The sequence below is a fragment of the Janthinobacterium sp. TB1-E2 genome (assembly GCF_036885605.1).
GTDB lineage: Bacteria > Pseudomonadota > Gammaproteobacteria > Burkholderiales > Burkholderiaceae_D > Janthinobacterium > Janthinobacterium aestuarii.
The window spans coordinates 6,246,711-6,273,389 of record NZ_CP142523.1; the positions used below are offsets into that span (position 1 = coordinate 6,246,711).

At 59.1% G+C, this 26,679-nt stretch carries 17 protein-coding genes, 2 tRNA genes and 3 rRNA genes; 5 read left to right on the forward strand and 17 right to left on the reverse strand.

Features of this window, described 5'->3' with window-relative positions:
* Positions 1-28: 28 nt before the first annotated feature.
* The 6 genes from OPV09_RS28105 to OPV09_RS28130 form a co-directional block, all read right to left on the reverse strand.
* Positions 29-1,477, reverse strand: a complete 1,449-nt coding sequence (locus OPV09_RS28105; protein ID WP_338680051.1) for an amidohydrolase family protein — start codon at positions 1,475-1,477, stop codon at positions 29-31.
* 37 nt (positions 1,478-1,514) lie between these two features.
* Positions 1,515-2,240, reverse strand: a complete 726-nt coding sequence (locus OPV09_RS28110; protein WP_338680052.1) for an amino acid ABC transporter ATP-binding protein — start codon at positions 2,238-2,240, stop codon at positions 1,515-1,517.
* A gap of 19 nt (positions 2,241-2,259) precedes the next feature.
* A complete protein-coding gene (locus tag OPV09_RS28115) occupies positions 2,260-2,952 on the reverse strand; it encodes an amino acid ABC transporter permease (RefSeq protein ID WP_034745474.1) in 693 nt (230 codons plus the stop codon).
* Position 2,953: 1 nt separating this feature from the next.
* A complete protein-coding gene (locus OPV09_RS28120; protein WP_070303009.1) occupies positions 2,954-3,703 on the reverse strand; it encodes an amino acid ABC transporter permease in 750 nt (249 codons plus the stop codon).
* A gap of 98 nt (positions 3,704-3,801) precedes the next feature.
* A complete protein-coding gene (locus OPV09_RS28125; protein ID WP_034745472.1) occupies positions 3,802-4,758 on the reverse strand; it encodes an amino acid ABC transporter substrate-binding protein in 957 nt (318 codons plus the stop codon).
* Positions 4,759-4,953: 195 nt separating this feature from the next.
* Positions 4,954-6,804 (reverse strand): ABCB family ABC transporter ATP-binding protein/permease, encoded by a 1,851-nt coding sequence (locus OPV09_RS28130; RefSeq protein ID WP_034747574.1) that lies wholly within the window; start codon positions 6,802-6,804, stop codon positions 4,954-4,956.
* Between the two features lie 136 nt (positions 6,805-6,940).
* Here OPV09_RS28130 and OPV09_RS28135 point away from each other — a divergent pair, with 136 nt between their 5' ends.
* Positions 6,941-7,306, forward strand: a complete 366-nt coding sequence (locus tag OPV09_RS28135; protein ID WP_223278886.1) for an acyl-CoA thioesterase — start codon at positions 6,941-6,943, stop codon at positions 7,304-7,306.
* A 21-nt stretch (positions 7,307-7,327) separates the two neighbouring features.
* Positions 7,328-8,920: an alkaline phosphatase D family protein gene (locus tag OPV09_RS28140; RefSeq protein WP_338680054.1), complete on the forward strand. Its 1,593-nt coding sequence runs from the start codon at positions 7,328-7,330 to the stop codon at positions 8,918-8,920.
* Here OPV09_RS28140 and OPV09_RS28145 read toward each other — a convergent pair.
* Entirely contained in the window at positions 8,917-9,783 is an 867-nt protein-coding gene (locus tag OPV09_RS28145; protein ID WP_338680055.1) for a LytTR family DNA-binding domain-containing protein, read from the reverse strand. The genes OPV09_RS28140 and OPV09_RS28145 overlap by 4 nt on opposite strands.
* A 155-nt stretch (positions 9,784-9,938) precedes the next feature.
* Between OPV09_RS28145 and OPV09_RS28150 the strand changes: the two genes are divergently transcribed.
* Positions 9,939-11,111 (forward strand): acyltransferase family protein, encoded by a 1,173-nt coding sequence (locus tag OPV09_RS28150; protein ID WP_338680057.1) that lies wholly within the window; start codon positions 9,939-9,941, stop codon positions 11,109-11,111.
* On the opposite strand, the gene OPV09_RS28155 is transcribed toward OPV09_RS28150, so the two are convergent.
* The 4 genes from OPV09_RS28155 to OPV09_RS28170 form a co-directional block, all read right to left on the reverse strand.
* Positions 11,108-12,790 (reverse strand): long-chain-fatty-acid--CoA ligase, encoded by a 1,683-nt coding sequence (locus OPV09_RS28155; protein ID WP_338680058.1) that lies wholly within the window; start codon positions 12,788-12,790, stop codon positions 11,108-11,110. The two genes, OPV09_RS28150 and OPV09_RS28155, sit on opposite strands and share 4 nt — an antisense overlap.
* Positions 12,791-12,850: 60 nt before the next feature.
* A complete protein-coding gene (locus tag OPV09_RS28160) occupies positions 12,851-14,533 on the reverse strand; it encodes a long-chain fatty acid--CoA ligase (RefSeq protein ID WP_070302822.1) in 1,683 nt (560 codons plus the stop codon).
* A gap of 276 nt (positions 14,534-14,809) precedes the next feature.
* Positions 14,810-15,859: an aminopeptidase gene (locus OPV09_RS28165; RefSeq protein WP_081368391.1), complete on the reverse strand. Its 1,050-nt coding sequence runs from the start codon at positions 15,857-15,859 to the stop codon at positions 14,810-14,812.
* 2 nt (positions 15,860-15,861) lie between these two features.
* Complete coding sequence (locus OPV09_RS28170) at positions 15,862-17,937, reverse strand: molybdopterin-containing oxidoreductase family protein (RefSeq protein WP_072457351.1); 2,076 nt, start codon at positions 17,935-17,937, stop codon at positions 15,862-15,864.
* Positions 17,938-18,143: 206 nt separating this feature from the next.
* Here OPV09_RS28170 and OPV09_RS28175 point away from each other — a divergent pair, with 206 nt between their 5' ends.
* Positions 18,144-19,337 carry a M20 aminoacylase family protein gene (locus tag OPV09_RS28175; RefSeq protein WP_072457353.1) on the forward strand — a complete coding sequence of 398 codons (1,194 nt, stop codon included), beginning with the start codon at positions 18,144-18,146 and terminating at the stop codon, positions 19,335-19,337.
* 1 nt (position 19,338) lies between these two features.
* Here OPV09_RS28175 and OPV09_RS28180 read toward each other — a convergent pair whose 3' ends face one another.
* Complete coding sequence (locus OPV09_RS28180) at positions 19,339-20,235, reverse strand: NAD(P)-dependent oxidoreductase (protein ID WP_413774519.1); 897 nt, start codon at positions 20,233-20,235, stop codon at positions 19,339-19,341.
* 107 nt (positions 20,236-20,342) lie between these two features.
* Here OPV09_RS28180 and OPV09_RS28185 point away from each other — a divergent pair, with 107 nt between their 5' ends.
* Positions 20,343-20,903 carry an acyloxyacyl hydrolase gene (locus OPV09_RS28185; protein ID WP_034745449.1) on the forward strand — a complete coding sequence of 187 codons (561 nt, stop codon included), beginning with the start codon at positions 20,343-20,345 and terminating at the stop codon, positions 20,901-20,903.
* A 236-nt stretch (positions 20,904-21,139) separates the two neighbouring features.
* On the opposite strand, the gene rrf is transcribed toward OPV09_RS28185, so the two are convergent.
* The 5 genes from rrf to OPV09_RS28210 all read right to left on the reverse strand — a co-directional run bounded on the left by rrf (position 21,140) and on the right by OPV09_RS28210 (position 26,311).
* Positions 21,140-21,252 (reverse strand): 5S ribosomal RNA (rrf, locus tag OPV09_RS28190).
* Between the two features lie 138 nt (positions 21,253-21,390).
* Positions 21,391-24,266, reverse strand: a 23S ribosomal RNA gene (locus OPV09_RS28195).
* 249 nt (positions 24,267-24,515) lie between these two features.
* Positions 24,516-24,591, reverse strand: a tRNA-Ala gene (locus OPV09_RS28200).
* Between the two features lie 12 nt (positions 24,592-24,603).
* Positions 24,604-24,680 (reverse strand) — tRNA-Ile (locus OPV09_RS28205).
* 100 nt (positions 24,681-24,780) lie between these two features.
* Positions 24,781-26,311: ribosomal RNA gene (locus OPV09_RS28210) — 16S ribosomal RNA — on the reverse strand.
* The 16S, 23S and 5S rRNA genes sit together here with 2 tRNA genes alongside, the layout of an rRNA operon.
* Between the last annotated feature and the right edge of the window lie 368 nt (positions 26,312-26,679).

The window sequence follows — 26,679 nt, forward strand, 5'->3', positions numbered from 1 at the left end:
CGTTTTCAATCTCGGGAGCGCACAAGCATCAGGACTTGCCCGGTGCAGTCTCCTGCTTCGCCACCCAGGCGCGCAGTTCCGCCAGCATCCGGTCCAGCGCGGCGCGGTCGTAGACGTGGCCACGGCTGACCACCAGGCGGATCTGGCGCGTGGCGCCGATATCCTGCAGCGGGTTCGCGTCGAGCACCAGCAGGTCGGCCGCCTTGCCGGCCGCCACGCTGCCGTAGCGGTCCAGCTTGCCCAGGAAGCGGGGACCGTTAATGACGGCCGACTGCAAGGCTTGCTGCGGCGTCAGGCCGTACTGCACGTACAGGCCGATTTCATCGTGCAGGGCCTGGCCCGGATAGTCGAAGGAATTCAAGAAGCCCGCATCGGTGCCGGCGATGATGCTCACGCCCTGCTGCTGCAAAAGGGGCAGCAGCTTGGCCGATTGCTCGAACTGCGCGTGGCGCTGGACGATCGCTTCCGGGCCATCCTTGGCGGCGCGCTGCACGCGCCAGTCGTAGGTGGCGCGCAAGCCCTTGCCGATGTATTGCAGGGCCGTGTCGTGCGTGTGGTCTTCGCGGTCCAGGTACGCCGTCACGCGCGAACCCCACAGGGTCGGCACGATGGCCGTGCCGCGCGCGGCCAGATAGCTGAAAGCCTTGCGCGCCGTCGGCTCGTCGTAGCTTTGCACGCTGGCCTGCATGGCTTCCTTGCCCGTCATCGCGCCGGCCGCCACCTTGGCCGTCAGCTCCTGCTCGCGCGGCGTGGTGGCGCGCAGCAAATACGATTGATGCTCGATCGTGCCCAGGCCCGCATCGGCCATCTGCTCCAATGTGAGCTGCACGGGGATATGGCCCGACGTGCGCATGCCCCGTTCGCGCGCCTGGCGCAACGCTTCCAGGTACAGCTCCGGCTTCAGGGTGTTTTCCGTGATCTTCACGAAGTCGACCTGCTGCGCCTGCAGGCCGTCGAGCGCGCGCGTGACTTCCTGCGGCGTACCCACTTCGATGGTGCCCTTCCACAGCGGCTTGATGCCTTCGAGTTTGGCGCCGGACGTAAAAATCGTCGGGCCCTCCAGCTGGCCCGCGTTGATCTGCTGGCGCCATGCCAGCACCGTGTCGGGCAAGTCGCCCGAGCAGTCGCGCACCGTGGTGATGCCGTGCGCCAGGTACAAAGGCAGCAGCTGCTTGTTCTCGTCGATCAGCTCCGGGCCGCCGCCGAAATGCACGTGCGTATCCCACAGGCCCGGCATCAGATATTTGCCGGGCAGGCGAATCGTCCGCTTCGGCGCGTAGCTGTGCAGCTGCGCGTCATCGACGACGGCGACGATGCTGTCGCCCTTGAGCAGCACGGTCTTGCCCTTGACCGCCTTGCCTGCGGCCACGTCGATCACGGTGGCGCCGCGCAGGGCGATGTCGACGGCGATCTTGTCGGCCGCATGGGCATGGGCGAGCAGGCCCAGCGCCAGCATGGCGCCGGCTAGTTGTTTCATGTCAGGCATTCGTACTCAACTTCAACGTGATGAAAAATTAATGGATGATCTTGGCGAGGAAATCGCGTGCGCGGTCCGAGCGCGTCGTATTGAAGAAGTCATCCTTGCTGCAATCTTCGATGATTTTTCCCTGGTCCATGAAGACGATGCGGTTGGCCACGCGCTTGGCAAAGCCCATTTCGTGCGTGACGACCATCATCGTCATGCCTTCTTGCGCCAGGCCCACCATCACGTCAAGCACCTCGTTGATCATCTCCGGATCGAGCGCCGATGTCGGTTCGTCGAACAGCATGGCGATCGGGTCCATCGACAGCGCGCGGGCGATCGCCACGCGCTGCTGCTGGCCGCCCGACAGCTGGCCGGGGAATTTGTCCTGCTGCGACAGCAGGCCCACGCGGTCCAGGTATTTCAAGCCCTTGGCATTGGCTTCGTCGGCGCTGCGACCCAGCACCTTGATCTGGCCGATGGTGAGGTTTTCGCGGATCGACAGATGCGGGAACAGCTCGAAATTCTGGAACACCATGCCGATGCGCGCGCGCAGTTTCGACAGATTCGTCTTCGGGTGGTTGACGCTGATGCCGTCGACGATGATCTGCCCCTGCTGGATCGGCTCGAGGCCGTTGACGGTCTTGATCAGGGTCGACTTGCCGGAGCCGGACGGGCCGCAAATGACCATCACGTCGCCCTTGGCAACCTCGGTGGTGCAGTCGGTCAGTACCTGGAACTGGCCATACCATTTGCTGACGTTATTGAGTTCAATCATCTTGTTCTTTCTTTTACGGTTAGCGAATGATGGCGACGCGTTTCTGCAGGCGTTTTACCAGGAACGACAAGGCATAGCACAGCACGAAATACACGACGGCGACAAACACGTACATCTCCACCAGGCGGCCGTCGCGCTGGGCGATTTTTGATGCGGCGCCGACGAAATCGGGGATCGACAGCACGTACACGAGCGACACGTCCTGGAACAGCACGATGGTTTGCGTCAGCAGCACGGGAATCATGTTGCGGAACGCTTGCGGCAGCACGATGAAGGCCATGGTCTGCGAGTAGTTCATGCCCAGTGCCTGGCCGGCCCATACCTGGCCGCGCGGGATCGACTGTATGCCGCTGCGCATGATCTCGCAATAGTAGGCCGCCTCGAACATGATGAAGGTGATCAGCGCGGAAGAAAACGCGCCCACTTTCACCGGCTCGTTGGCGCCGATGATCCAGGCGGCGATATACGGCACCAGGAAGTAGAACCAGAAGATCACCAGCACCAGCGGAATCGAGCGTATCAGATTGACGTAGCTCGACGCCACGCCCGAGATGAGGCGGCTGCCGGACAAACGCATCAGCGCCAGCAGGGTACCGAGCACGATGCCGCCGACCATGGACAGCGCCGTCAGTTTCAGTGTGAACACCATGCCGGTCTGGAACAGGTAGACCCACGAGCGGGAGATGACATCGAAGTCGAAATTGCCTAACATATCAATGTCCTCCCGTCTTGGCGCCAGCGACGATGAAGCCCGGGATGGCGACCTTTTTCTCGATCAGGTGCATCAGCACCACCACCAGCAGGTTGACGACGACGTAGATGATGGTGGCGGCCGAAAACGCTTCGAACACCTGGAAGGAAAACTCCTGGATGGCGCGCGCGCTGGCCGTCAGCTCGATCAGGCCGATGGTCAGGGCCACGGAACTGTTCTTGATGATGTTCAAAAATTCGCTGGTCAGCGGCGGCATGATGACGCGCGCGGCCATCGGCAGCAAAATGAAGCGGTAGGTTTGCGGCAGGGTCAGGCCCAGCGCCGTGCCGGCCAGTTTCTGCCCGCGCGGCAGCGCCTCGATGCCCGTCGTCACCTGCACGGCCACGCGCGAGGAGGTAAAGAATCCCAGGCACAGCACGGCCGTGACGAACGGCGCATTTGGCAGCGACTTGACCCAGGCGCCGAGATCCGGCGGCAGCAGTTCCGGCATGACGAAATACCAGAGGAACATCTGCACCAGCAGCGGCACGTTGCGGAACAGTTCGACGTAGGCATTGGCCACGCCCACCAGCCATTTGTTCGGCAAGGTGCGGATGGTGCCGATCACCAGGCCCAATATCAGCGCCATGATCCACGCCGCACCGGCCGTGGCCAGGGTCCAGGTCAGGCCGGACCACAGGGTGTCCATATACGTGCCCACGCCATCGGGAGAAATCTCCCAGAAAATGCGCCAATTCCAGTTGTAATTCATGATCATCCTTCGCATGCAGCCCGAGGACAGCGGCCAGCCGGCCACCCGTCCCGCAAATAAATCGGGAGGCTTGCGCCCCCCGGTTTGTTACGCAATCTTTACTTTTTCCGCTTGTCCGACGTCTTCTGCGCTTCCGGTACGGCCGCATACGCGGCAGGGTCGCCGGAGTCGGTCGGATTGGCAAACACGGCCTTCAATTGCGGCGGCATGGGGAATTTCAGATTGATGTTTTTCGGCGGGATCGGCGAGGTAAACCATTTCGCGTAAATGCGGTTGATGTCGTCGCTCTTGTACAGGCGGATCAGCGCATCGTCGACCACTTTCTTGAAGGCCGGGTCGCCCTTGCGCAGCATGATGCCGTACGGCTCGACTGACAGCGCTTCCTTGGTGATTTCGTAGTCGTTCGGGTTTTTCGAGTTGGCCACTTGCGACGCCAGCAAAATGTCGTCGTTGGCTTCGGCCACCGCGCGGCCCGTTTCCAGCATCAGGAACGACTCGGGATGATCCTTGCCGACGGCGATATTCATCCCCAGGTTCTTTTCCTTGTTCAGGATCGTCATCTGCTTGATGGTCGACGTGCCGGCCGTGGCGACCAGGGTCTTGCCGCGCAAGTCTTCCAGGGTCTTGATGTTCGAGGATTTTTTCGCCAGCACGCGGTTGCCGATGACGAACATGGTCGGGGCGAATGCCACTTGCTGCTGGCGCTCCAGGTTGTTCGTCGTCGAGCCGCATTCGAGGTCGATGGTGCCGTTTGCCATCAGCGGGATGCGGTTGGCCGACGTGACGGGGCTCATCACCACTTTCAGTTCGCTCAGACCCAGGTGCTTTTGCAGGGCCGTGACGACTTTCATGCACAGGTCGATCGAATAACCCTGGTATTGCTGCTTGTCGTCGAGATAGGAGAAGGGCACGGAGCCGTCGCGCACACCGAGGGTGACGGAACCGGCTTTCTTGATCTTGGCCAAGGTGCCGGTCAATTCCTGAGCCTGGACTGGCGACATGCTGCTGATGACACCGACGCTGAGCAGCGTGGCGATGATTTTGGTCAATTTCATAAATTCTCCTGGGCGGACAAACCGGATGGACTCCGAACGAAACAACTGTGGTGCAGACGCCACCATTGGAATTAATTTTATTTCATTTTCAGCACCCGACCAGCCATTTTCTGCGATTGCCCGCAAATAGGCGCTATACGCGCGCTGGAATCAGCGCGGCTGTAGCATTTTTCCTACTGATTTCACATTCCCGATTTATTTTGCCGGCGCCAGACCCGCCAACTCATCCTCTTGCGCCTCATCGTCCATGTTCGCCTGCTGGCGTTGCCACATCTGCGCGTACAGGCCGTCGAGCGCCAGCAATTGCGGATGCGTGCCCCGCTCGACGATGCGGCCGTGGTCGAGCACGAGGATTTGCTGGGCGTCGGCCACCGTCGACAAACGGTGCGCGATGACCAGGGTGGTGCGGTTCTTGGCGATGTCCTTCAGCTGCGACTGGATCGCCTGCTCGGCCTTGGAGTCGAGCGCCGAAGTGGCCTCGTCGAAGATCAATATCGCCGGGTCTTTCAGCAAGGTGCGGGCAATCGCCACGCGCTGCTTTTCGCCGCCCGACAATTTCAAGCCCCGCTCGCCCACCATGGAGTTGTAGCCATCTGGCAAGCTTTCAATAAAATCATGGATCGATGCCGCTTTCGCCGCCGCCACGATGGCCTCCTTGCTGGCGCCCGGCTTGCCGTAGGCGATGTTGTATTCGATGGTGTCGTTGAACAAGACCGTATCCTGCGGCACGATGCCGATGGCCGCGCGCAGGGAATCCTGTGTGATGTTGCGCAAATCCTGGCCATCGATGGTGATGCCGCCGCCATCGACTTCATAGAAGCGGAACAGCAAGCGCGACAGGGTCGACTTGCCCGAGCCGCTGTGGCCCACCACGGCTGTCGTCGTGCCGGCGGGGATCTGGAAATCCACGTCGAACAGGATTTGCCGCTTGGCTTCATAGCTGAAATCCACGTGCGCAAAGCGCACGGCCGCGCCCCGCGTGACGAGCGGCTGCGCTTCCGGCGTGTCGGCGATTTCGCGGTTTTCGTTCAGCAAGGAAAACAGGCGTTCCATGTCGGCCAGGCTTTGCTTGATTTCGCGGTAAATCACACCCAGGAAATTGAGGGGGATATACAGCTGGATCATGAAGGCGTTCACCAGCACCAGGTCGCCCAGGGTCATCGTGCCGGCGATCACGCCCACCGTCGCGCGCCACAGGATCAGGGTGACGGCCGTGGCGATGATCAGGGACTGGCCCGTGTTCAGCAGGGACAAGGAAGTCTGCGATTTCACGGCCGCCGATTCATAGCGCTGCAAGCCTTCGTCGTAGCGCTTCGCTTCGTAATCCTCGTTGCCGAAATATTTGACGGTTTCATAGTTGATCAGCGAATCGATGGCCTTGGTATTGGCCTTCGAATCGAGGTCGTTCATGGTGCGGCGGAAATGCGTGCGCCAGTTCGTCACCAGCACGGTAAACGCGATATACGACACGAGCGCCACCGCCGTGATGACGGTGAACCAGATGTCGTAATGCAAGACCAGGTAGCCGAGCACGAGGGTGATTTCCACCAGGGTCGGCAGGATGTTGAACAGGGTGTAGGAAATGAGCGAGCCGACGCTGCGCGTGCCCCGTTCGATGTCGCGCGTCATGCCGCCCGTCTGGCGGTTCAAATGAAAACGCAGGGACAAGGCATGCAGGTGGCGGAACACTTGCAGCGCGATGGTGCGCACGGCCCGCTGCGTGACCCGGGCGAACAGGAATTCGCGCAGTTCCGTAAACAAGGTGGTCGACAGGCGCAGCAAGCCGTAGGCCACCAGCAAGCCGACGGGCAGCACCAGCAGCGCTTGCGGATGGGCCGCCGTGATCGTCATGGCGTCGACGAGTTTTTTCAGGATCAGGGGCACGCCCACGTTGGCCAGCTTGGCGCCCACCAGGCATAGCAGCGCCAGCAGCACCCGCCATTTGTAGACCCAGAGATACGGCAGCAAGGTCTTGATGGTGGCGAAATCGCTGTGGCTGGCGGAAGCGGGCGAGCGGGGCGGAGGGGAAGTCTGGGAACGGCGCATGGCGAAGGTCGGCTTTTTATGGTTCAATCGGGGCAATTGTAGCCTTTCATGAGAATAAAAGATGAGCACCTCCCCAGACCGTCCCGACAACTGCCTCGCCTCCGGCCTGCCCGCCGGAAAAATGCCGGAATTGCGCATGATGCCCGCGCCGTCCGATGCCAATGTATACGGCGACGTCTTCGGCGGCTGGATCATGGCGCAGGTCGATATCGCCGGTTCCCTGCCGGCCACGCGGCGCGCCAACGGCCGCGTCGCCACCATCGCCGTCAATTCCTTCGTCTTCAAAAACCCCGTCTTCGTCGGCGATCTGCTCTCCTTCTACGCCGACATCGTCAAGGTCGGCAATACTTCGATCACTGTCAATGTCGAGGTATATGCCGAGCGCAACCGCCTGCAGGCGTGCATCGTGAAAGTCACGGAAGCAACCCTGATCTACGTGGCGACGGACTCCGACCGCAAGCCGCGCAAGGTGCCGCCGATCGAGACCTTGCTGTCGTCTTGATTGTTGCAATCATTCCACACCATGGATAGCCAGCGCCGCATCTTCCTGCAAAGCGCTGCGCGCATCATGGCACTGGCCGCGGCCGGCAGCGTGCTGTCCGGTTCCAGCGCGAGCGCCGCCACGCGCATGAATGGCGCCGGCTATCCGTTTGCGCTCGGTGTCGCTTCCGGCTCACCCTTGCCGGACGCCGTCGTGCTGTGGACGCGCATCTGCCACGACCCGCTGCACGCAGCCGCCACGCCCGCCATCGCCCTGAACGTGCGCTGGGAAGTGGCCGAAGACGAAGCGTTTCGCCGCATCGCCGCCAAGGGGCAAGCCACGGCCATGCCCGCCCTCGCGCACAGCGTACACGTCGACGCGGGCGGTCTCGCGCCCGGACGCTGGTACTGGTACCGTTTCATGCTGGGCGACGCCGTCAGTCCCGTGGGCCGCACGCGCACGGCGCCCGCGTCCGGCGCCATGCCTTCCTCGCTGAAACTGGCCGTCGCCTCGTGCCAGCACTGGGAATTCGGCGCGTATGCGGCGCACCGGCACATCGCCGCAGCGGCGCCCGACCTGGTGGCCTTCCTCGGCGACTACATCTATGAGTGGGGGCCGTACCAGTTGCAGCACCCGGGCCGGGCCGTGCGCACGCATGAAAGTTTTACGCTGGACGACTACCGCGCCCGCTACGCGCAATACAAGAGCGACCGCGACTTGCAGGGCGCGCACCTGGCCGCGCCGTGGATCGTCACCTGGGACGACCATGAAGTGGCCAACGATTACGGCAATGACCGCGACGAGTTGCTCACGCCCACCTTTTTGCAGCGCCGCGCGGCCGCCTACCAGGCGTTTTATGAACACATGCCGCTGCGTTTGCTGCCGCTGGGGCGGCGGGGCTTTGTCGACATGCGCATCTACCAGCGCTACGACTGGGGCCGCCTGGCGCGCTTCCACATGCTGGACGACCGGCAATACCGCGCCTATCACGCGTGCGCCAGGCCGGGCCGCGGCGGCTCCAATTCCGTCACCACGCGCAATTGCCCCGACCTGCGCAAACCGCAACGCACGATGCTGGGCGAAGAACAGCAGCGCTGGCTGCAAGCCGGTCTCGATGATTCGCCCGCGCGCTGGAATATCCTGGCCCAGCAAACCCTGATGGCGCAATCGAGCCAGGTGCCGATTTTGCGGCCCGGCGACGAACGCGTCTGGACCGATGGCTGGGATGGCTATCCGATGGCGCGCCAGCACCTGCTCGACGCCTTGCAAAGCAGCAAGGCCAGCAACCCGCTGGTGCTGTCTGGCGACGTGCACACCTTTTATGCCACCGAACTGAGCCGCAACGCCATGCGGCCCACCGGCAAGAACAATCCCGTGCTGGCCACCGAGTTTTGCGGCACCTCCATCACGTCCAGCTCGCGTCCACAGGCGCGCACGGAACAGTACGTGGCGATGAACCCGCACATCCGCTACGGGCGCAGCGACAAACGCGGCTATATGCTGATGGAGATCACGCCGGATAAAACCACGACCTTGTTCCAGGGCCTGGAGAACGTGCGCGACAGCGCATCAAGCATCGCGACACTGGCGCGCTTTACCGTCCAGGACGGCAAGGCGGGCGTGCAACGCAGCTAGCAACTACTTTTCAAGCCATCGCGGTAGCGCCGGCTGACGGGCACCTCGCCGCCCGTGGTCAGCACGGCGCGCGCATCGCCCGATTCCAGTGGTGCGATTGCCTGCACGAAATCGAGGTTGACGATATAGCTGCGGTGCACGCGCACGAACCGTTTACCGTCCAGGCGGCGCTCGATGGCGGCCATGGTCGAGCGCAGCGGGTAATCGTGGCCACGCACGTGCAAATTCACATAATTGCCCCAGGCCTGTATCCATTCGATGTCGCCGGCGGGCAGCAAAAAATCCTTGCCCAGCTTGCGCACGAGGAAGCGTTCCGGCTGCTCTACCGGTTCCACGGCCGGCCCTTCATCGGGTTCGCCGAGCAGGGTCGCCTCGCCTTGCCAGCGCATCAGCAGCAACTGGTAAAAGCCCACGGCCAGCAAGACGAGGAAGTAAGCACGCACATCTTTCAGGTATTCATACGGCAGCTCGCGCCACCAATTACCGAAATCGTAATCGCTGCCCTGACTCCAGTACGCCAGCTTGCGCAAGGCCACCATGGCCGCCACATGCACGAGGCTGTAGACGACCGACGCCGCCAAGTGCCAGCGCAGGTTCTGGCGCTGGAATACCAGGTGCAGGGGCCGGTACTGTCCCGCCAGCACGACCACAGGCACCAGCGCCAGCAGCACGAGATTGCTGCTCCATTCCCACACGGCCACTTCCCAGAACGGTGTATTGACCCCGGTGCGCCGCAGGTCCAGCCACACGAGCCAGCTGTTGACGCTGGCCTGCAACAGGGTCAGCATGATCCAGAATCCTGGCTCGGCCACGCGGCGCCAGCGTTGATAACGTTGCAACAAGTCAGTGGAAGCGATGTGCATGGGCTCGGACGATAAATTGGTTACATGATTGTAAGGTCCCACACCCGTCCCAGGCGATCCATTCGTCCCAGCCAGCCGTCCACTGGTCCCATTTTGCTGGCTGGCAGCCCCGCCGCTGCCTATGCTGAGGCCTCCTTCATCAATCGCCCACGATCATGACCATGGACTCCCGCCGCCACGATATCGACGCCTTGCGCTTTCTCGTCTTCAGCCTGCTGATTGTCTATCACACCGCCCTGCTGTACATGGATGGATGGAATTTTCACATGCACAGCAGCTACGCCACCGATGCCTTGAACATGCCGCTGGTCTTCCTCAACCGCTGGCGCATGGAAATCGTCTTCCTCATCTCCGGCGTCTCGTGCGCCATGATGACGCAAGCCTCGCGCGGCGCCTTCCTGTGGCGCAGGACCAAGCGCCTGCTGCTGCCGCTGCTGTTCGGCATGGCCGTGATCATTCCCGTCCAGCCATATTGCGAAGGCGTCAGCAAGGGCCTGGTCGAGCCTGGTTATGGACAATTCCTGCTCCATTATTTTGGCGGCTACGCCTGGCCGGCAGGCGCCTTCGATGGCTGGCAATATGGTTTTACCTGGAACCATCTGTGGTATCTCGTGTATTTGCTGCTGTACATCGTCGTGCTGGTGGCGCTGCAGCCGCTGCTGGAGCGGATGAAACCGTACTTCCAGCGTCTGCGTGGCTGGCGTTTGCTCGTCCTGCCGGCCCTGCCCGCACTGGCCGCGACAGTCTTCCTCAAAATGCGCTATCCGGAAACCCATGCGGTAGTGCACGACTGGTATGCGCACGCCATGTATTTCACGCTGTTCGTGTATGGCTGGTGGCTGGGCAATGACATGGGATTGTGGGCGGAACTGGCGCGCCTGCGCTGGCATACGCTGTGGCTGGGCCTGGGCGCGTTTGCCGTGTACATGGCGTTCGACCAGATTTATTCGGAGAATCTGCTGACCTGGGCCTCGTTCGGCTCCTGGCCCATGCGCAACCTGTATATGTGGCTGGCCATCTGCGCCATTCTGGGCTGGTCGCACACCTTGCTGAATAAACCATTTGCCTGGCTGCCATGGGCGCGCCAGGCCGTCTTTCCCTGGTACATATTGCACCAGAGCGCAATCATCGTGCTGGCCTACTGGCTCGTGCCCCTGAAGCTGGGCCCCGTGGTGGAGCCGCTACTGATACTGGCCGGCACGGTGGCGACTTGCTGGCTGGGGACGTCGCTGCTGATCAGCAAGGTGAACTGGCTGCGCCCCTGCTTCGGCTTGCCCGCCCGGCCAGGCCGGAAGCTGGCGGCGGAGACAAGCCTGGCGGCGAACTAGGCAACCTTCTTTTCATCGCGCAATTGACGGCGCAAGATCTTGCCGACATTGGTCTTCGGCAATTCATCGCGGAACTCGATGTATTTCGGTTTCTTGTAGGCCGTCAATTCATGCTTGCAATGCTCACGGATCTGTTCCACCGTCAGGTTCGGATCCTTGCGCACGACAAACACTTTCACGGCTTCACCCGCGTTGGCGTCCGGCACGCCGATGCAGGCGCACTCGAGCACGCCAGGGCAGGAAGCGACCACGTCTTCCACTTCGTTCGGATACACATTGAAGCCGGACACGATGATCATGTCCTTCTTGCGATCCACGATTTTTACATAGCCGCGTTCATCCATGACGCCCACGTCGCCCGTCTTGAAAAAGCCGTCTGCCGTCATCGACTTGGCCGTCTCGTCCGGACGCTGCCAGTAGCCGGCCATCACTTGCGGGCCGCGCACGGCGATCTCGCCCGGCTCGCCCAGCGGCACTTCGACGCCATCGTCGTTGAGAATCGCCACTTCCGTCGACGGGAAAGGCAAGCCGATGGTGCCCGTAAATTCCGTGATATCGACGCGGTTGCCCGTCACCACGGGCGACGTTTCCGACATGCCATAGCCTTCGATCAGCGGGCAGCCCGTCAGTTTCAGCCAGCGTTCGGCCACGTTACGCTGCAAGGCCATGCCGCCGCCATTGCACACTTTGTAGCTGGAGAAATCGAGCTTGGCGAAGTCCGCATTGTTCAGCAGCGCGTTGTACAGGGTGTTGACGGCCGGGAAAACAACGATCTTGTGCTTGGACAATTCCTTGACGAAACCGGGGATGTCGCGCGGGTTCGGGATCAGCACGTTCAAGCCGCCCACGCGCATGCCCATCAGGGCGCTGACCGTCAGCGAATAGATGTGATACAGGGGCAAGGCGCACATGAATCCCATCGAGGTGGCGCGCATTTCCTTGGTCATCACGGGCGAAATCCACGCCTCGTTTTGCAGCACGTTGGCGATCACGTTACGGTGCAACAACATCGCCCCTTTCGACACGCCCGTCGTGCCGCCCGTGTATTGCAGGAAGACGATATCGTCATGCCCCTGCTGCACCGGCGTCAGGCTCAAGCGTGCGCCTTCGGCCAGCATCTTGTTGAAACTGATGGCGCCCGGCAAGGAAAACGCGGGCACCATTTTCTTGATCTTGCGCACGACGAAGTTGACGATGGTGCCTTTCAGTCCGCCCAGCATGTCGCCCATGGTGGCGACGATCACGTGCTTGACCTGCGTGTGCGGCAGCACCTGCTCGACCGTGGTGGCGAAGTTTTCCAGCACGATGATCGCTTCGCTGCCCGAATCGATCAGCTGATGCTGCAATTCTCGGGGCGTGTACAGCGGGTTGACGTTGACCACCGTGTAGCCGGCGCGCAAAATCGCCGCCATGGCCACCGGATACTGGAGCACGTTCGGCAGCATGATCGCCACGCGCGCGCCCGTCTTCAGGCCCTTGCTTTGCAGCCAGGCGCCCATCTGCAGCGACAGCTTGTCGAGCTCGCGGTAGGTGAGGAATTTATCCATGCACACGAACGCGTTGCGGTCCGCATATTTCTGGAACGACTCTTCCAGCAAATGCGTGACGGACCGGTATTGCGTGCAATCAATCTCTGCGGGAATGCTGTCCGGGTACGACTTCAACCAAATCTTGTCCATCTATGCCTCATCTTTATCTGTAAAAAGGGTGTGCAGCCTGATGCGCACACCCTGCACTGTTTATGCTGCTGTCTTCGTTTCGTCACGCAGGGCGCGACGCAAAATCTTGCCAACGTTGGTCTTCGGCAGTTCATCGCGGAACTCGATGTATTTCGGCCGCTTGTAGCCTGTGAATTGTTCCTTGCAATACGCGGCCAGCACCGCCTGGGTCAGGTTCGGATCCTTGCGCACGACAAACACTTTCACGGCCTCGCCAGAGTGTTCGTCCGGCACGCCCACGCAGGCGCACTCGAGCACGCCCGGATGGGCCGCGATGACGGCCTCGACTTCGTTCGGATACACATTGAAGCCGGAGACGAGGATCATGTCTTTCTTGCGGTCGACGATCTTCACATAGCCGCGCTCGTCCATGATGCCCACGTCGCCCGACTTGAAGTAGCCATCAGGCGTCATGACCTTGGCCGTTTCATCGGGACGGTTCCAGTAGCCGCTCATCACTTGCGGGCCACGGATGGCGATTTCGCCCGTCTGGCCCAGCGGCACTTCCTTGCCGTCATCGTCGAGGATGGCGATCTCGGTCGACGGCACGGGCAAGCCGATGGTGCCGGAAAACACCGTGGTATCGGCGCGGTTGCAGGTGGCGACGGGCGACGTTTCCGACAGGCCATAACCCTCGATGATGGACACGCCCGTCACTTGCAGCCACTTGTCATTGACGGCTTGCTGCACCGCCATGCCGCCACCATTGGCGATCTTCAAGCCCGAGAAATCGAGCTTGGCGAAATCGGGATGGTTCACCAGCGCGTTATACAGGGTATTGACCGCTGGCAGCAGGTTGAATTTGTACTTGCCCAGCTCCTTGATCAGGCCCGGGATATCGCGTGGATTCGGGATCAGGATATTCAGGGCGCCCACGCGCGTGCCCCACATCGCGCACGCCGTCAGGGCAAAGATATGGTACAGCGGCAAGGCGCAAACGACGATCATCTGTTCCTTGCTGTTCTGGTCGAGCGCCGCGCCCGACCACGCTTCGCTCTGCAGCACATTGGCGATCACATTGCGGTGGCTCAAGGTCGCGCCTTTCGACACGCCCGTCGTGCCGCCCGTGTATTGCAGGAAGGCAGCGTCATTGATGCTCAGCTCGACAGGCGTGAGTTTCATGCGGCTGCCCAGCGCCAGCGCCTGCTTGAAACGCATGGCGTTCGGCAAGGAATACGCGGGCACCATCTTCTTGACGTTGCGCACGACAAAATTGACGATTGCGCCCTTCAAGCCGCCCAGCATTTCGCCCATGCTGGCAACGATGATGTGCTTGACGGCCGTCTTGGCCAGTACTTGCTCCAAGGTATGGGCAAAGTTTTCCAGCACGATGATCGCTTCGCTGCCCGAATCGTTGAGCTGATGCTCGAGTTCGCGCGGCGTATAAAGAGGATTGACGTTGACCACCGTGTAGCCGGCGCGCAAGACGGCGGCGATGGCCACCGGATACTGGAGCACGTTCGGCATCATCAGGGCCACCCGGGCGCCCTTTTTCAGGCCACGGCTTTGCAGCCAGGCACCAAGCTGGCGCGAATAGGTATCGAGTTCGGCATAGGTGAGAAATTTGTCCATGCAGACATAGGCATTGCGATCCGCATATTTTTGAAACGCTTCTTCCAGCAAGTGCACCAGCGAACGATATTGATCAGGATCGATGTCGGCGGGGACGCCGGGAGGATACGACTTCAGCCAAATTTTTTCCATCCTGTGCCTCTTGTCTCGAATAATCGTGGGGGAGCCGGCGCACCCTGCCGGCGCGGATCATTGCTGCGGATTCTGTTGTCCAGCAGTCAGTTTGAGCATTCTGACGAGCAATTGCTCTATGCTACTAATGCGATGCTATCGGGCGCCGCGCTTCCATGCAAGCGCTTTCAACAGTATTCGAGCGGCAACTCTAAGGGTATTTTATGCTGCAATGCAGCATGATAAATACACTGTTGCAGGATCGTCTGGCTCGGCGTACGGGACAATCTTTACGGGTCAGGGGCTGGACAATTGTTCCAGCGCACGCCTGCGCTCAGGCTTGTTCATCTGGGCCATTGTGTGCACTGCAGCATAAAAAGCACGAAAGTTCTTTTTTTCTTCCAGCAATTTTCTGAAGGCCGGCAAAAATTCATTGTAGGTAGACACGGAAGCCAGGTGTGCATTGCTCAATGGCTGCTCGAACCAGCGGTCGTAACCGGCAAAGCCACCCCAGTTTTGCTTGAGTACCTGATATGCATCTTGCAATGCCGCAAACACCTGCGCCTTGCGCGCGCGCTTCTCCGCATCGCTGGCGCCGCTCGCATACACGGCTTCCAGTTCGCCCCGGTATGTCAACAGCAGGGCCAAAAAATCCTGGCGCCGCGCCGCATACTGGTCGTACGCGGCGCGCATCGCGTCATTGCCCTCGCGCGCCAGCCAGCGCTGCACGCCCGCCTCTTCCACGGCGCTGGCAAACGACTCGTTGAAGGCCGAATCGCCGGGCACGTACACCACCTGGTGCGCCAGTTCATGGAAGATCAGGCGCGCCAGTTCCGCATCGTTGTAATTGATAAAGGTCGACAGCAAGGGATCGTCGAACCAGCCCAGCGTGGAATACGCGGGCACGCCACCCACCTGCACGTCGTAATGCTGGGCCCGCAGTTCGGCGGCATACGCGAGCGCCTCGTCCTTGCTGTAATAACCGCGGTAATTGACGCAGCCGGCGATGGGAAAACACCATTGCAGCGGCTGCAGCGACAGTTCCGGCGTGGCCACCACGTTCCACAGCACGAAAGGGCGCCGCAGCGAGGCGTAGTTCTTGTAGCTGCCATTGTCGGGCAAATCCAGCTCGCTGACGGCAAAGCGGCGAATTTGCTGCGCCTTGGCCAGGCGCACTTTCAGACGCGGCTCGGTGGCCGGGTCATCGAGCCAGTCGCCGATCGGGCGCGCGCCGGACCACAGCGCATATTGCCCCTGCGCCGCCTGCGTGTAGTAACGCAGCTGCGTGCAGCCGCCCAGCGGCAGGCACAGCATGCCGACAAGCAAGCGGGCCGGCCAGCGCGCCATGGTCAGCCAGCCTTTTCCACTTCGACCAGCGTATCGTAGAAGGTCGGCGCGCGGCCCATGTCCGTCAGGCGCTGGCTCGTCACTTCATTGGCGTTCTTGCCGTCGCTGGCCAGTTTCTTCCACCATACGGACAAGCCCACCACCAGGCCGCGTCTGGCCTTGTCCGTCACCCTGGCCTTGGCCACGAAGCTGCCGCGGTCGTTGAAGATGCGCACCATGTCGCCAGCGGCGATGCCGCGCGCGGCGCAGTCGTCAGGGTGGATATCGAGGTGCGGCTCGCCTTCGGCCGCGCGCAGGCTTTTCACGTTCACAAAAGTGGAATTGAGGAAATTGCGCGCCGGCGGGGAAATCATGGCCAGCGGATAACGGGCCGCCAGCGCGGGATTGCTGGCCAGCGATTCGTGCGGCGCGATATACGTCGGCAAGGGATCGAGTCCCGCCTGCGCCATGGCGCTCGAATACAACTCGCACTTGCCTGATGGCGTGGGGAAACCACCGTGGGCAAATGGCGCCTCGGCCGTGGCCAGCTTTTGCCAGCCCGTGCGTTTCAACGATTCCCAGTCGAAATGCACGGAGCGCGCATCGGTCGTATCGAACGCCTTGGCTGCCAGCGCGTCGTCGCTTTCCTGGAAGCACGGGTCATCAAAGCCCATGTGCTGCGCCAGCAAACGGAAGATTTCCGTATTCGCCTTCGCTTCGCCCAGCGGCGCCACGGCCGCGTTGTTCGCCATCATGTACAGGTGGCCGTAGGTGGAATGCGCATCGACGTGCTCCAGCTGCGTGGTAGCTGGCAACACGATGTCGGCGTAATCGACGGTATCGGTCTGGAAGTGCTCGAGCACGACCGTAAACAAATCCTCGCGGGCAAAACCCTGCGCCACTTTCGAGGAGTCGGGCGCCACGGCCAGCGGGTTCGAGTTATAGACGATCACGGCTTCGACTTGCGGGCCGAACTCGGCGGAACTTTCTTTCAATAAATCGTCGCCAATGGTGCTCATGTTGATCGTGCGCGGCGTCCCTTTCAGCAAGTCCGGGCGCTGCAGGGCCTTGCGGTTGACGGGGAAGGAGCCCGAGCTCGACAGCTGCATGCCGCCGGCCGGATGGCGCCAGGCGCCCGTCAGCGCGGGCAGGCAGGCAATATTGCGCACGGCCATGCCGCCGCCATGCACGCGCTGCACGCCGTAATTGGCGCGGATGGCGGCGCCCTCGCCGGAGCGGCATGCCTGGCCGTACAGCCGCGCCAGCTCCACCACTTCCGTGGCCGTGATGCCGCACACCCCGGCCACGCGCTCGGGCGGCCATTCCAGGGTCCGCTGTTTCAGTTCCGCATAGCCGATGGTGTACTGCGCGATATAGTCGTGGTCGACCAGGTCTTCGATGATCAGCACATGCATCAAGCCCAGCGCCAGGGCCGCATCGGTACCCGGCAGCAAGGCGATATGCTGGTGGCATTTTTCGGCCGTCAGCGAGCGGTAGGGATCGATGGCGATCAGGGTCGCGCCATTGCGCTTGGCCTCTTGCGCGCGCATCCAGAAGTGCAGGTTCGAGGCGATCGGGTTGCCGCCCCAGATGATGATCAATTTCGCGTTCTGGAACTGCTCCATGTCCGTGCCGATGCTGGCGCCCACCGTGTAGCGGTAGCCCGTGGCACCGGCCGAGGCGCAGATGGTGCGGTCCAGCAGGGAAGCGCCGAGCTGGTGGAAGAAGCGCGAGGACATCGATTCGCCCTGCACCAGGCCCATGGTACCGCAGTAGCTGTACGGCAAGATCGCCTGGGGATCGCGCGCGGCGATCGGTTTCAAGCGGGCGGCGATGGTCTGCAGCGCTTCTTCCCAGCTGATGCGCTCGAACTTGCCTTCGCCCTTCTTGCCTACGCGGCGCAGCGGGTGCAGCAGCCGGTCCGCATGGTAGGTGCGCTCCGTGAAGCGCGACACCTTTGTGCACAGCACGCCAGCCGTGGTCGGATGGTCGGGATCGCCCTTGACGGCCGTGGCCACCCCATCGGTCACGGTGACCAGCAAGGCGCAGGTATCGGGGCAGTCGAGCGGGCAGGCGGCGCGCACTTGGGTGGTGGTCATGGGGCAATCCAAAAACGTTGGGGGAAGGCGATACTGTAAACCATTCCGCGCGCTTGCTGTTGGCGCCGTGGCAAGCACGTCCGTGCGCTGGATTTCCCCGGCAAACAAGGGCTACAATGCACTATTAGCCGCGCCTGTTTTCGATCAAGCAAGCGCGGTCCGGCGCGCCATACATTGCTGCGTGCCAGCATCCACAGGAGAGTCCCATGAAACTAGTTGATCCGATCTTGGCGTTTCAATCCGAGCTGCAAGGTATCCGCCGCGACCTGCACGCGCATCCCGAGCTGTGCTACGAAGAACAGCGCACCTCGGACGTGGTCGCCGCCAAGCTGACGGAATGGGGCATCCCCGTGGTGCGCGGCCTGGGCCGCACTGGCGTGGTCGGCATCATCAAAAATGGCACGTCGACACGGGCCATCGGCCTGCGCGCCGACATGGATGCCTTGCCGATGCAGGAAATGAATACCTTTGAGCATGCTTCACGCCATCCGGGCAAGATGCACGCCTGCGGCCACGATGGCCACACGGCGATGCTGCTGGGCGCCGCCCATTACCTGGCGCAACACCGCCATTTCGACGGCACCGTGTATCTGGTCTTCCAGCCGGCCGAGGAAGGCGGCGCCGGCGCGCGCGAAATGATCGAGGATGGCTTGTTTACCCGCTTTCCCATGGATGCCATCTACGGCATGCACAACTGGCCAGGCGCCGAAACGGGCACCCTGAGCGTGGTGGAGGGGCCAATGATGGCCTCCAGCAATGAATTCCACGTCACCATCAAAGGCAAGGGCGCCCACGCGGCCCAACCCCACAAGGGCATCGACCCCGTCATGGTGGCCGTGCAAATCGCGCAAAGCTGGCAAACCGTCATCACGCGCAACAAGAGTCCGCTCGACACAGCCGTGCTGTCGATCACACAAATCCATGCAGGCAGCGCCACCAATGTGATTCCCGATGATGCCAGCCTGGTCGGTACCGTGCGCACTTTCACCAAGCCCGTGCTGGATTTGATCGAGGAGCGCATGCGCGAGATCGCCGTGCACACGGCCGCCGCCTTTGGCGCCGAAGTCGATTTCCACTTCAAGCGCAACTATCCACCGCTGGTCAACCATGCGAAAGAAACGGCGTTTGCCGTCGAAGTGATGAAAAGCGTGGTGGGCGCCGACAAGGTCAACGCGAATGTCGAACCGACCATGGGCGCGGAAGATTTTTCTTTCTTCCTGCAAGAAAAAGCCGGCTGCTACATCTTCATCGGCAATGGCGACGGCGAGCACCGCGATGGCGGCCACGGCCTGGGCCCGTGCGTCTTGCACAATGGCAGCTACGACTTCAACGACAATCTGCTGCCGATCGGCGCCAGTTTCTGGGTCAAGCTGGCCGAAGCGAGCCTGCCCATCGCTTGAATCAGCTCAGCTGATCCGGACCGGTGCCCAGGCGCTGGCCCGGATTCAACGCTTCCAGGGCCAGCAAGGCGGCCGCGTGATCGGCCGTCGGGTGGGTGCCGGCGAGGGCTTCATAGCGCTGCGTCACCAGTTGCGTCACCGGCAAAGTCACGTGCGCTGCTTCGGCCGCCGCAAGGATGTTGTGCATATCCTTGATCTGGCTTTTCACCTGGCCGCCAGCAACAAAATTGCGTTCCAACATGCGCTGGCCATGCACCTCCAGAATCTTGCTCTCGGCAAAACCACCGCGGATAGCCGCCCGTACGGCGCTCGCATCGGCGCCCGCCGCTTGGGCCAGCAACAGCGCTTCGGCCACGATATTCAATGTCGCTCCGACGATCAGCTGATTGCACAGCTTGGCCACTTGACCACTGCCGGCCGGCCCCACCAGGGTCGGGCGTCCCATGGCTGACAGAATCGTTTCAACCTTCGTGTAATCGCTGGCGCTGGCGCCAGCCATGATAGCCAGGGTGCCCGCCTGTGCGCCGCCGACGCCACCCGACACAGGCGCATCGATGAAGCCATGCCCCGCAGCGTGCAAAATGGCATGAAATTGCTGGGCTTCCGATTGCTTGGTGGAACTCATGTCGATCCAGAGCGCACCAGTGGACAAGGCCGGCAACGCCTCTTGCAGCACCTGCGCCACGATAGGGCCAGCTTCCAGCATCGAGATGACGACGTCCGCCCCGTTGACGGCCTCAGCCACTGAAACGGCCGGCTGCGCCCCTGCCGCACGCAGGACTTGGGCCTTGCTGTGCGTGCGATTCCAAATTGTGACAGAATATCCAGCGCGCAGCAGGCACCGGACCATCGGCCCTCCCATTAGGCCAATACCGAGAAATGCGATTTTTGTAGACAATGTCAATTCAACCTCTGAGATCAAACAGGTGGCGGGAGTAGTGTGCAAAACTAGGTGCCTGCGCTAACAAGACAAGCCTGACGGCCAATTTTACGATGAAAGTCTCTATGTCCTTCAAGAAGAATCTCCTCAAATCCATCGCCGCTGTTGCCGCGTTGATGGCGGCTAACGCCGGCTTTGCCGCCGACGACAAACTGATCGACTCCGTCTACGGCGAATATGCCAAGGGCGTGAAGGTACAAATGGTACGCGCCGGCGTGACCTCCAACTGGGATAAAGCCTGGTTTGTATCGAATGGCACGCAGCTGAGCGGTTACTGGGATGCCAGCATCGGCGGCTGGGATGCCAAGAGCTATCAGAATGTCTCTGGCCAGCATCAAAAGCTGTGGGACCTGGGTTTTACTCCCGTGTTCCGCTTTGAAAATACGAACAAGCTGGGTTTTTATGCGGAAGCCGGCATCGGCGTGCACATGCTGTCGAAACTGTACAACAACGACGATGACCGCCTGTCGACCCACTTCCAGTTCGGCGACCATATCGGCGTCGGCTATGTCTTCAATAACAAGTGGGAAGTCGCTGCGAAGATCCAGCATTTCTCGAACGGCGGCTACAAGAAACCAAATAGCGGCGTCAATTACATGAACGTCAAAGTCGCTTATCACTTTTAATGAAGGTGATAAATGAAAAAGGCAGCGCTTAACGCTGCCTTTTTTTGTCTGTTGCATTGGCTGCTGAGTTGTCGGATTACGCTACGCTAATCCGACCTACCCGCCATCCAATAAACGTAGGTCGGCTTAGCGCTGCGCGCGTAAGCCGACAAACACCCGCGGCGCCAAACAAAACCACCAGACGAAAAAAAACCCGCCAATTGCTTGACGGGTTTTTCTCTTACTGCGAATAACAAGCCTGACGATAACCTACTTTCACACTGGTTGCAGCACTATCATCGGCGCAAAGTTGTTTCACGGTCCTGTTCGGGATGGGAAGGGGTGGGACCAACTTGCTATGGTCATCAGGCATAACTTGTACTGGCATTTGTCCTCGATGGAGCGACAAAGCCTGAATCTGGAAGAAGCAAAGATTGGGGTAATGACTGGTAGTATCAACACACACGCAACGTTGTACCGTCTTATCCTCTGCACCTGCTAAGGTTATAGGGACAAGCCGTACGGGCAATTAGTACTGGTTAGCTTAATGCATTACTGCACTTCCACACCCAGCCTATCAACGTCCTGGTCTCGAACGACCCTTCAAAGAGCTCAAGGCTCTGGGAAATCTCATCTCAAGGCAAGTTTCCCGCTTAGATGCTTTCAGCGGTTATCTCTTCCGAACTTAGCTACCCGGCAATGCCACTGGCGTGACAACCGGTACACCAGAGGTTCGTCCACTCCGGTCCTCTCGTACTAGGAGCAGCCCCCTTCAAATTTCCAACGCCCACGGCAGATAGGGACCAAACTGTCTCACGACGTTTTAAACCCAGCTCACGTACCACTTTAAATGGCGAACAGCCATACCCTTGGGACCGGCTACAGCCCCAGGATGTGATGAGCCGACATCGAGGTGCCAAACTCCCCCGTCGATATGAACTCTTGGGAGGAATCAGCCTGTTATCCCCAGAGTACCTTTTATCCGTTGAGCGATGGCCCTTCCATACAGAACCACCGGATCACTATGTCCTACTTTCGTACCTGCTCGACTTGTCAGTCTCGCAGTTAAGCACGCTTATGCCATTGCACTATCAACACGATGTCCGACCGTATCTAGCGTACCTTCGAACTCCTCCGTTACACTTTAGGAGGAGACCGCCCCAGTCAAACTGCCTACCATGCACTGTCCCCGATCCGGATAACGGACCAAGGTTAGAACCTCAAACAAACCAGGGTGGTATTTCAAGGTTGGCTCCACGAGAACTAGCGTCCCCGCTTCAAAGCCTCCCACCTATCCTACACAGATTGGTTCAAAGTCCAATGCAAAGCTACAGTAAAGGTTCATGGGGTCTTTCCGTCTAGCCGCGGGTAGATTGCATCATCACAAACATTTCAACTTCGCTGAGTCTCGGGAGGAGACAGTGTGGCCATCGTTACGCCATTCGTGCAGGTCGGAACTTACCCGACAAGGAATTTCGCTACCTTAGGACCGTTATAGTTACGGCCGCCGTTTACTGGGACTTCAATCAAGAGCTTGCACCCCATCATTTAATCTTCCAGCACCGGGCAGGCGTCACACCCTATACGTCCACTTTCGTGTTTGCAGAGTGCTGTGTTTTTATTAAACAGTCGCAGCCACCAGTTTATTGCAACCCTTTCACCCTCATGGAGTAAACCAATCAAGCTACCGGGGCGTACCTTTTCCCGAAGTTACGGTACCAATTTGCCGAGTTCCTTCTCCCGAGTTCTCTCAAGCGCCTTAGAATACTCATCTCGCCCACCTGTGTCGGTTTGCGGTACGGTCTCGTATGACTGAAGCTTAGAGGCTTTTCTTGGAACCACTTCCGATTGCTTCGTGAACAAGTTCACTCGTCCCATCCCCTTGAATTCCGTACCCGGATTTGCCTAAGTACCTTCTATGAGACAGAAACTGACTATTCCAACAGTCAGACAACCTTCCGCGATCCGTCCCCCCATCGCATCATACGACGGTGCAGGAATATTAACCTGCTTCCCATCAGCTACGCATCTCTGCCTCGCCTTAGGGGCCGACTCACCCTGCTCCGATGAACGTTGAACAGGAAACCTTGGGCTTACGGCGTGGAGGCTTTTCACCCCCATTATCGCTACTCATGTCAGCATTCGCACTTCTGATACCTCCAGCATCCTTTACAAGACACCTTCGCAGGCTTACAGAACGCTCTCCTACCATATCTATTGCTAGATATCCGCAGCTTCGGTGACTGGCTTAGCCCCGTTACATCTTCCGCGCAGGACGACTCGATCAGTGAGCTATTACGCTTTCTTTAAATGATGGCTGCTTCTAAGCCAACATCCTGACTGTTTTAGCCTTCCCACTTCGTTTTCCACTTAGCCAATCTTTGGGACCTTAGCTGGCGGTCTGGGTTGTTTCCCTCTTGACGCCGGACGTTAGCACCCGACGTCTGTCTCCCAAGCTCGCACTCATCGGTATTCGGAGTTTGCAATGGTTTGGTAAGTCGCAATGACCCCCTAGCCATAACAGTGCTCTACCCCCGATGGTGATACTTGAGGCACTACCTAAATAGTTTTCGGAGAGAACCAGCTATTTCCAAGTTTGTTTAGCCTTTCACCCCTACCCACAGCTCATCCCCTAATTTTTCAACATTAGTGGGTTCGGACCTCCAGGGCGTGTTACCGCACCTTCATCCTGGCCATGAGTAGATCACTTGGTTTCGGGTCTACACCCAGCGACTGATCGCCCTATTCGGACTCGATTTCTCTACGGCTTCCCTATGCGGTTAACCTTGCCACTGAATGTAAGTCGCTGACCCATTATACAAAAGGTACGCAGTCACGGAACAAGTCCGCTCCTACTGTTTGTATGCACACGGTTTCAGGATCTATTTCACTCCCCTTCCGGGGTTCTTTTCGCCTTTCCCTCACGGTACTGGTTCACTATCGGTCGATTACGAGTATTTAGCCTTGGAGGATGGTCCCCCCATATTCAGACAGGATGTCACGTGTCCCGCCCTACTTGTCGTACGCTTAGTACCACCGGTCCGATTTCACATACGGGGCTATCACCCACTATGGCTCCTATTTCCAGAGGATTCTGTTATCGGTCCGACTATCACGTACAGGCTCTTCCCATTTCGCTCGCCGCTACTTTGGGAATCTCGGTTGATTTCTTTTCCTGCAGCTACTTAGATGTTTCAGTTCGCCGCGTTCGCCTTGCATACCTATGTATTCAGTATGCAATACCCTAAAAGGGTGGGTTGCCCCATTCGGAAATCTGCGGATCAAAGTGTGTTTGCTCACTCCCCGCAGCTTATCGCAAGCTACTACGTCCTTCATCGCCTGTAATCGCCAAGGCATCCACCATGTGCACTTATTCGCTTGTCCCTATAACGTTAGCCTCTGAAGACCGAAGTCATCAAAGAGCGCTACAGGGATAAGAAAGTACAACGTTGTTGCTTGTTTGTTGATACATACAATCATTACCCATCGGTTCGCTTTTTACGGCAAACCGATCAATAAATAATCTTTACTTCTTCCAGATTGTTAAAGAACGAAACAGCTTTGATCGCTAAAAGATCAAATCTAAACCGGGTCTGTTTGACTGGCTTACATTTGCACTTTCGAGTAAAACTTTGGTGGAGGATGACGGGATCGAACCGACGACCCCCTGCTTGCAAAGCAGGTGCTCTCCCAGCTGAGCTAATCCCCCGGGAATTTGTACTGGTAGGGCTGGTTGGACTCGAACCAACGACCCCCGCGTTATCAACACGGTGCTCTAACCAGCTGAGCTACAGCCCCAACGCGGAACTACTACGACTACTGTTTCTTCTTCATTTAACAGCCGATAAGTGTGAACATTTGATGCGTGAATCATTTACATGATTCGTGCAAACTCTAGAAAGGAGGTGATCCAGCCGCACCTTCCGATACGGCTACCTTGTTACGACTTCACCCCAGTCACGAATCCTACCGTGGTAAGCGCCCTCCTTGCGGTTAAGCTACCTACTTCTGGTAAAACCCGCTCCCATGGTGTGACGGGCGGTGTGTACAAGACCCGGGAACGTATTCACCGCGACATGCTGATCCGCGATTACTAGCGATTCCAACTTCATGCAGTCGAGTTGCAGACTACAATCCGGACTACGATACACTTTCTGCGATTAGCTCCCCCTCGCGGGTTGGCGGCGCTCTGTATGTACCATTGTATGACGTGTGAAGCCCTACCCATAAGGGCCATGAGGACTTGACGTCATCCCCACCTTCCTCCGGTTTGTCACCGGCAGTCTCATTAGAGTGCCCTTTCGTAGCAACTAATGACAAGGGTTGCGCTCGTTGCGGGACTTAACCCAACATCTCACGACACGAGCTGACGACAGCCATGCAGCACCTGTGTACTGGTTCTCTTTCGAGCACTCCCCAATCTCTCGGGGATTCCAGCCATGTCAAGGGTAGGTAAGGTTTTTCGCGTTGCATCGAATTAATCCACATCATCCACCGCTTGTGCGGGTCCCCGTCAATTCCTTTGAGTTTTAATCTTGCGACCGTACTCCCCAGGCGGTCTACTTCACGCGTTAGCTGCGTTACCAAGTCAATTAAGACCCGACAACTAGTAGACATCGTTTAGGGCGTGGACTACCAGGGTATCTAATCCTGTTTGCTCCCCACGCTTTCGTGCATGAGCGTCAATCTTGACCCAGGGGGCTGCCTTCGCCATCGGTGTTCCTCCACATATCTACGCATTTCACTGCTACACGTGGAATTCTACCCCCCTCTGCCAGATTCTAGCCTTGCAGTCTCCAATGCAATTCCCAGGTTGAGCCCGGGGATTTCACATCAGACTTACAAAACCGCCTGCGCACGCTTTACGCCCAGTAATTCCGATTAACGCTTGCACCCTACGTATTACCGCGGCTGCTGGCACGTAGTTAGCCGGTGCTTATTCTTCAGGTACCGTCATTAGCAAGAGATATTAGCTCTCACCGTTTCTTCCCTGACAAAAGAGCTTTACAACCCGAAGGCCTTCTTCACTCACGCGGCATTGCTGGATCAGGCTTTCGCCCATTGTCCAAAATTCCCCACTGCTGCCTCCCGTAGGAGTCTGGACCGTGTCTCAGTTCCAGTGTGGCTGGTCGTCCTCTCAGACCAGCTACTGATCGATGCCTTGGTAGGCTTTTACCCTACCAACTAGCTAATCAGATATCGGCCGCTCCACGAGCATGAGGTCTTGCGATCCCCCACTTTCATCCTTAGATCGTATGCGGTATTAGCGTAACTTTCGCTACGTTATCCCCCACTCCAGGGTACGTTCCGATATATTACTCACCCGTTCGCCACTCGCCACCAGAGCAAGCTCCGTGCTGCCGTTCGACTTGCATGTGTAAGGCATGCCGCCAGCGTTCAATCTGAGCCAGGATCAAACTCTTCAGTTTAATCTCTGTTACTTTGCCATTTTATTGGCACCGTCTTGCGACGGGTCGCTCACTCAAAAAACTGACAGGCCACTACTTTCGTAGCGCCTATTTCATTATTTCTTGTGAACATTTGATATTTTAAGTTTTACGACAATCCGAAGATCATCGCTGCACTTACATCAAATGCCCACACTTATCGACTGTTAATTGTTAAAGAACTGTATTCGGTACTGCTTATTTACTACTCTCGCGCTATCGACAAAGCGTTGTGTTTGTCAGCTGCGAAGAAGGAAGAGTATGAAGCATTTCGCTAAATCCGTCAACTCCTTCTTTTTACTACATCGCCGTTTCCGGTGATCCTCAACTGCCACAGTGACTGCGTCTCA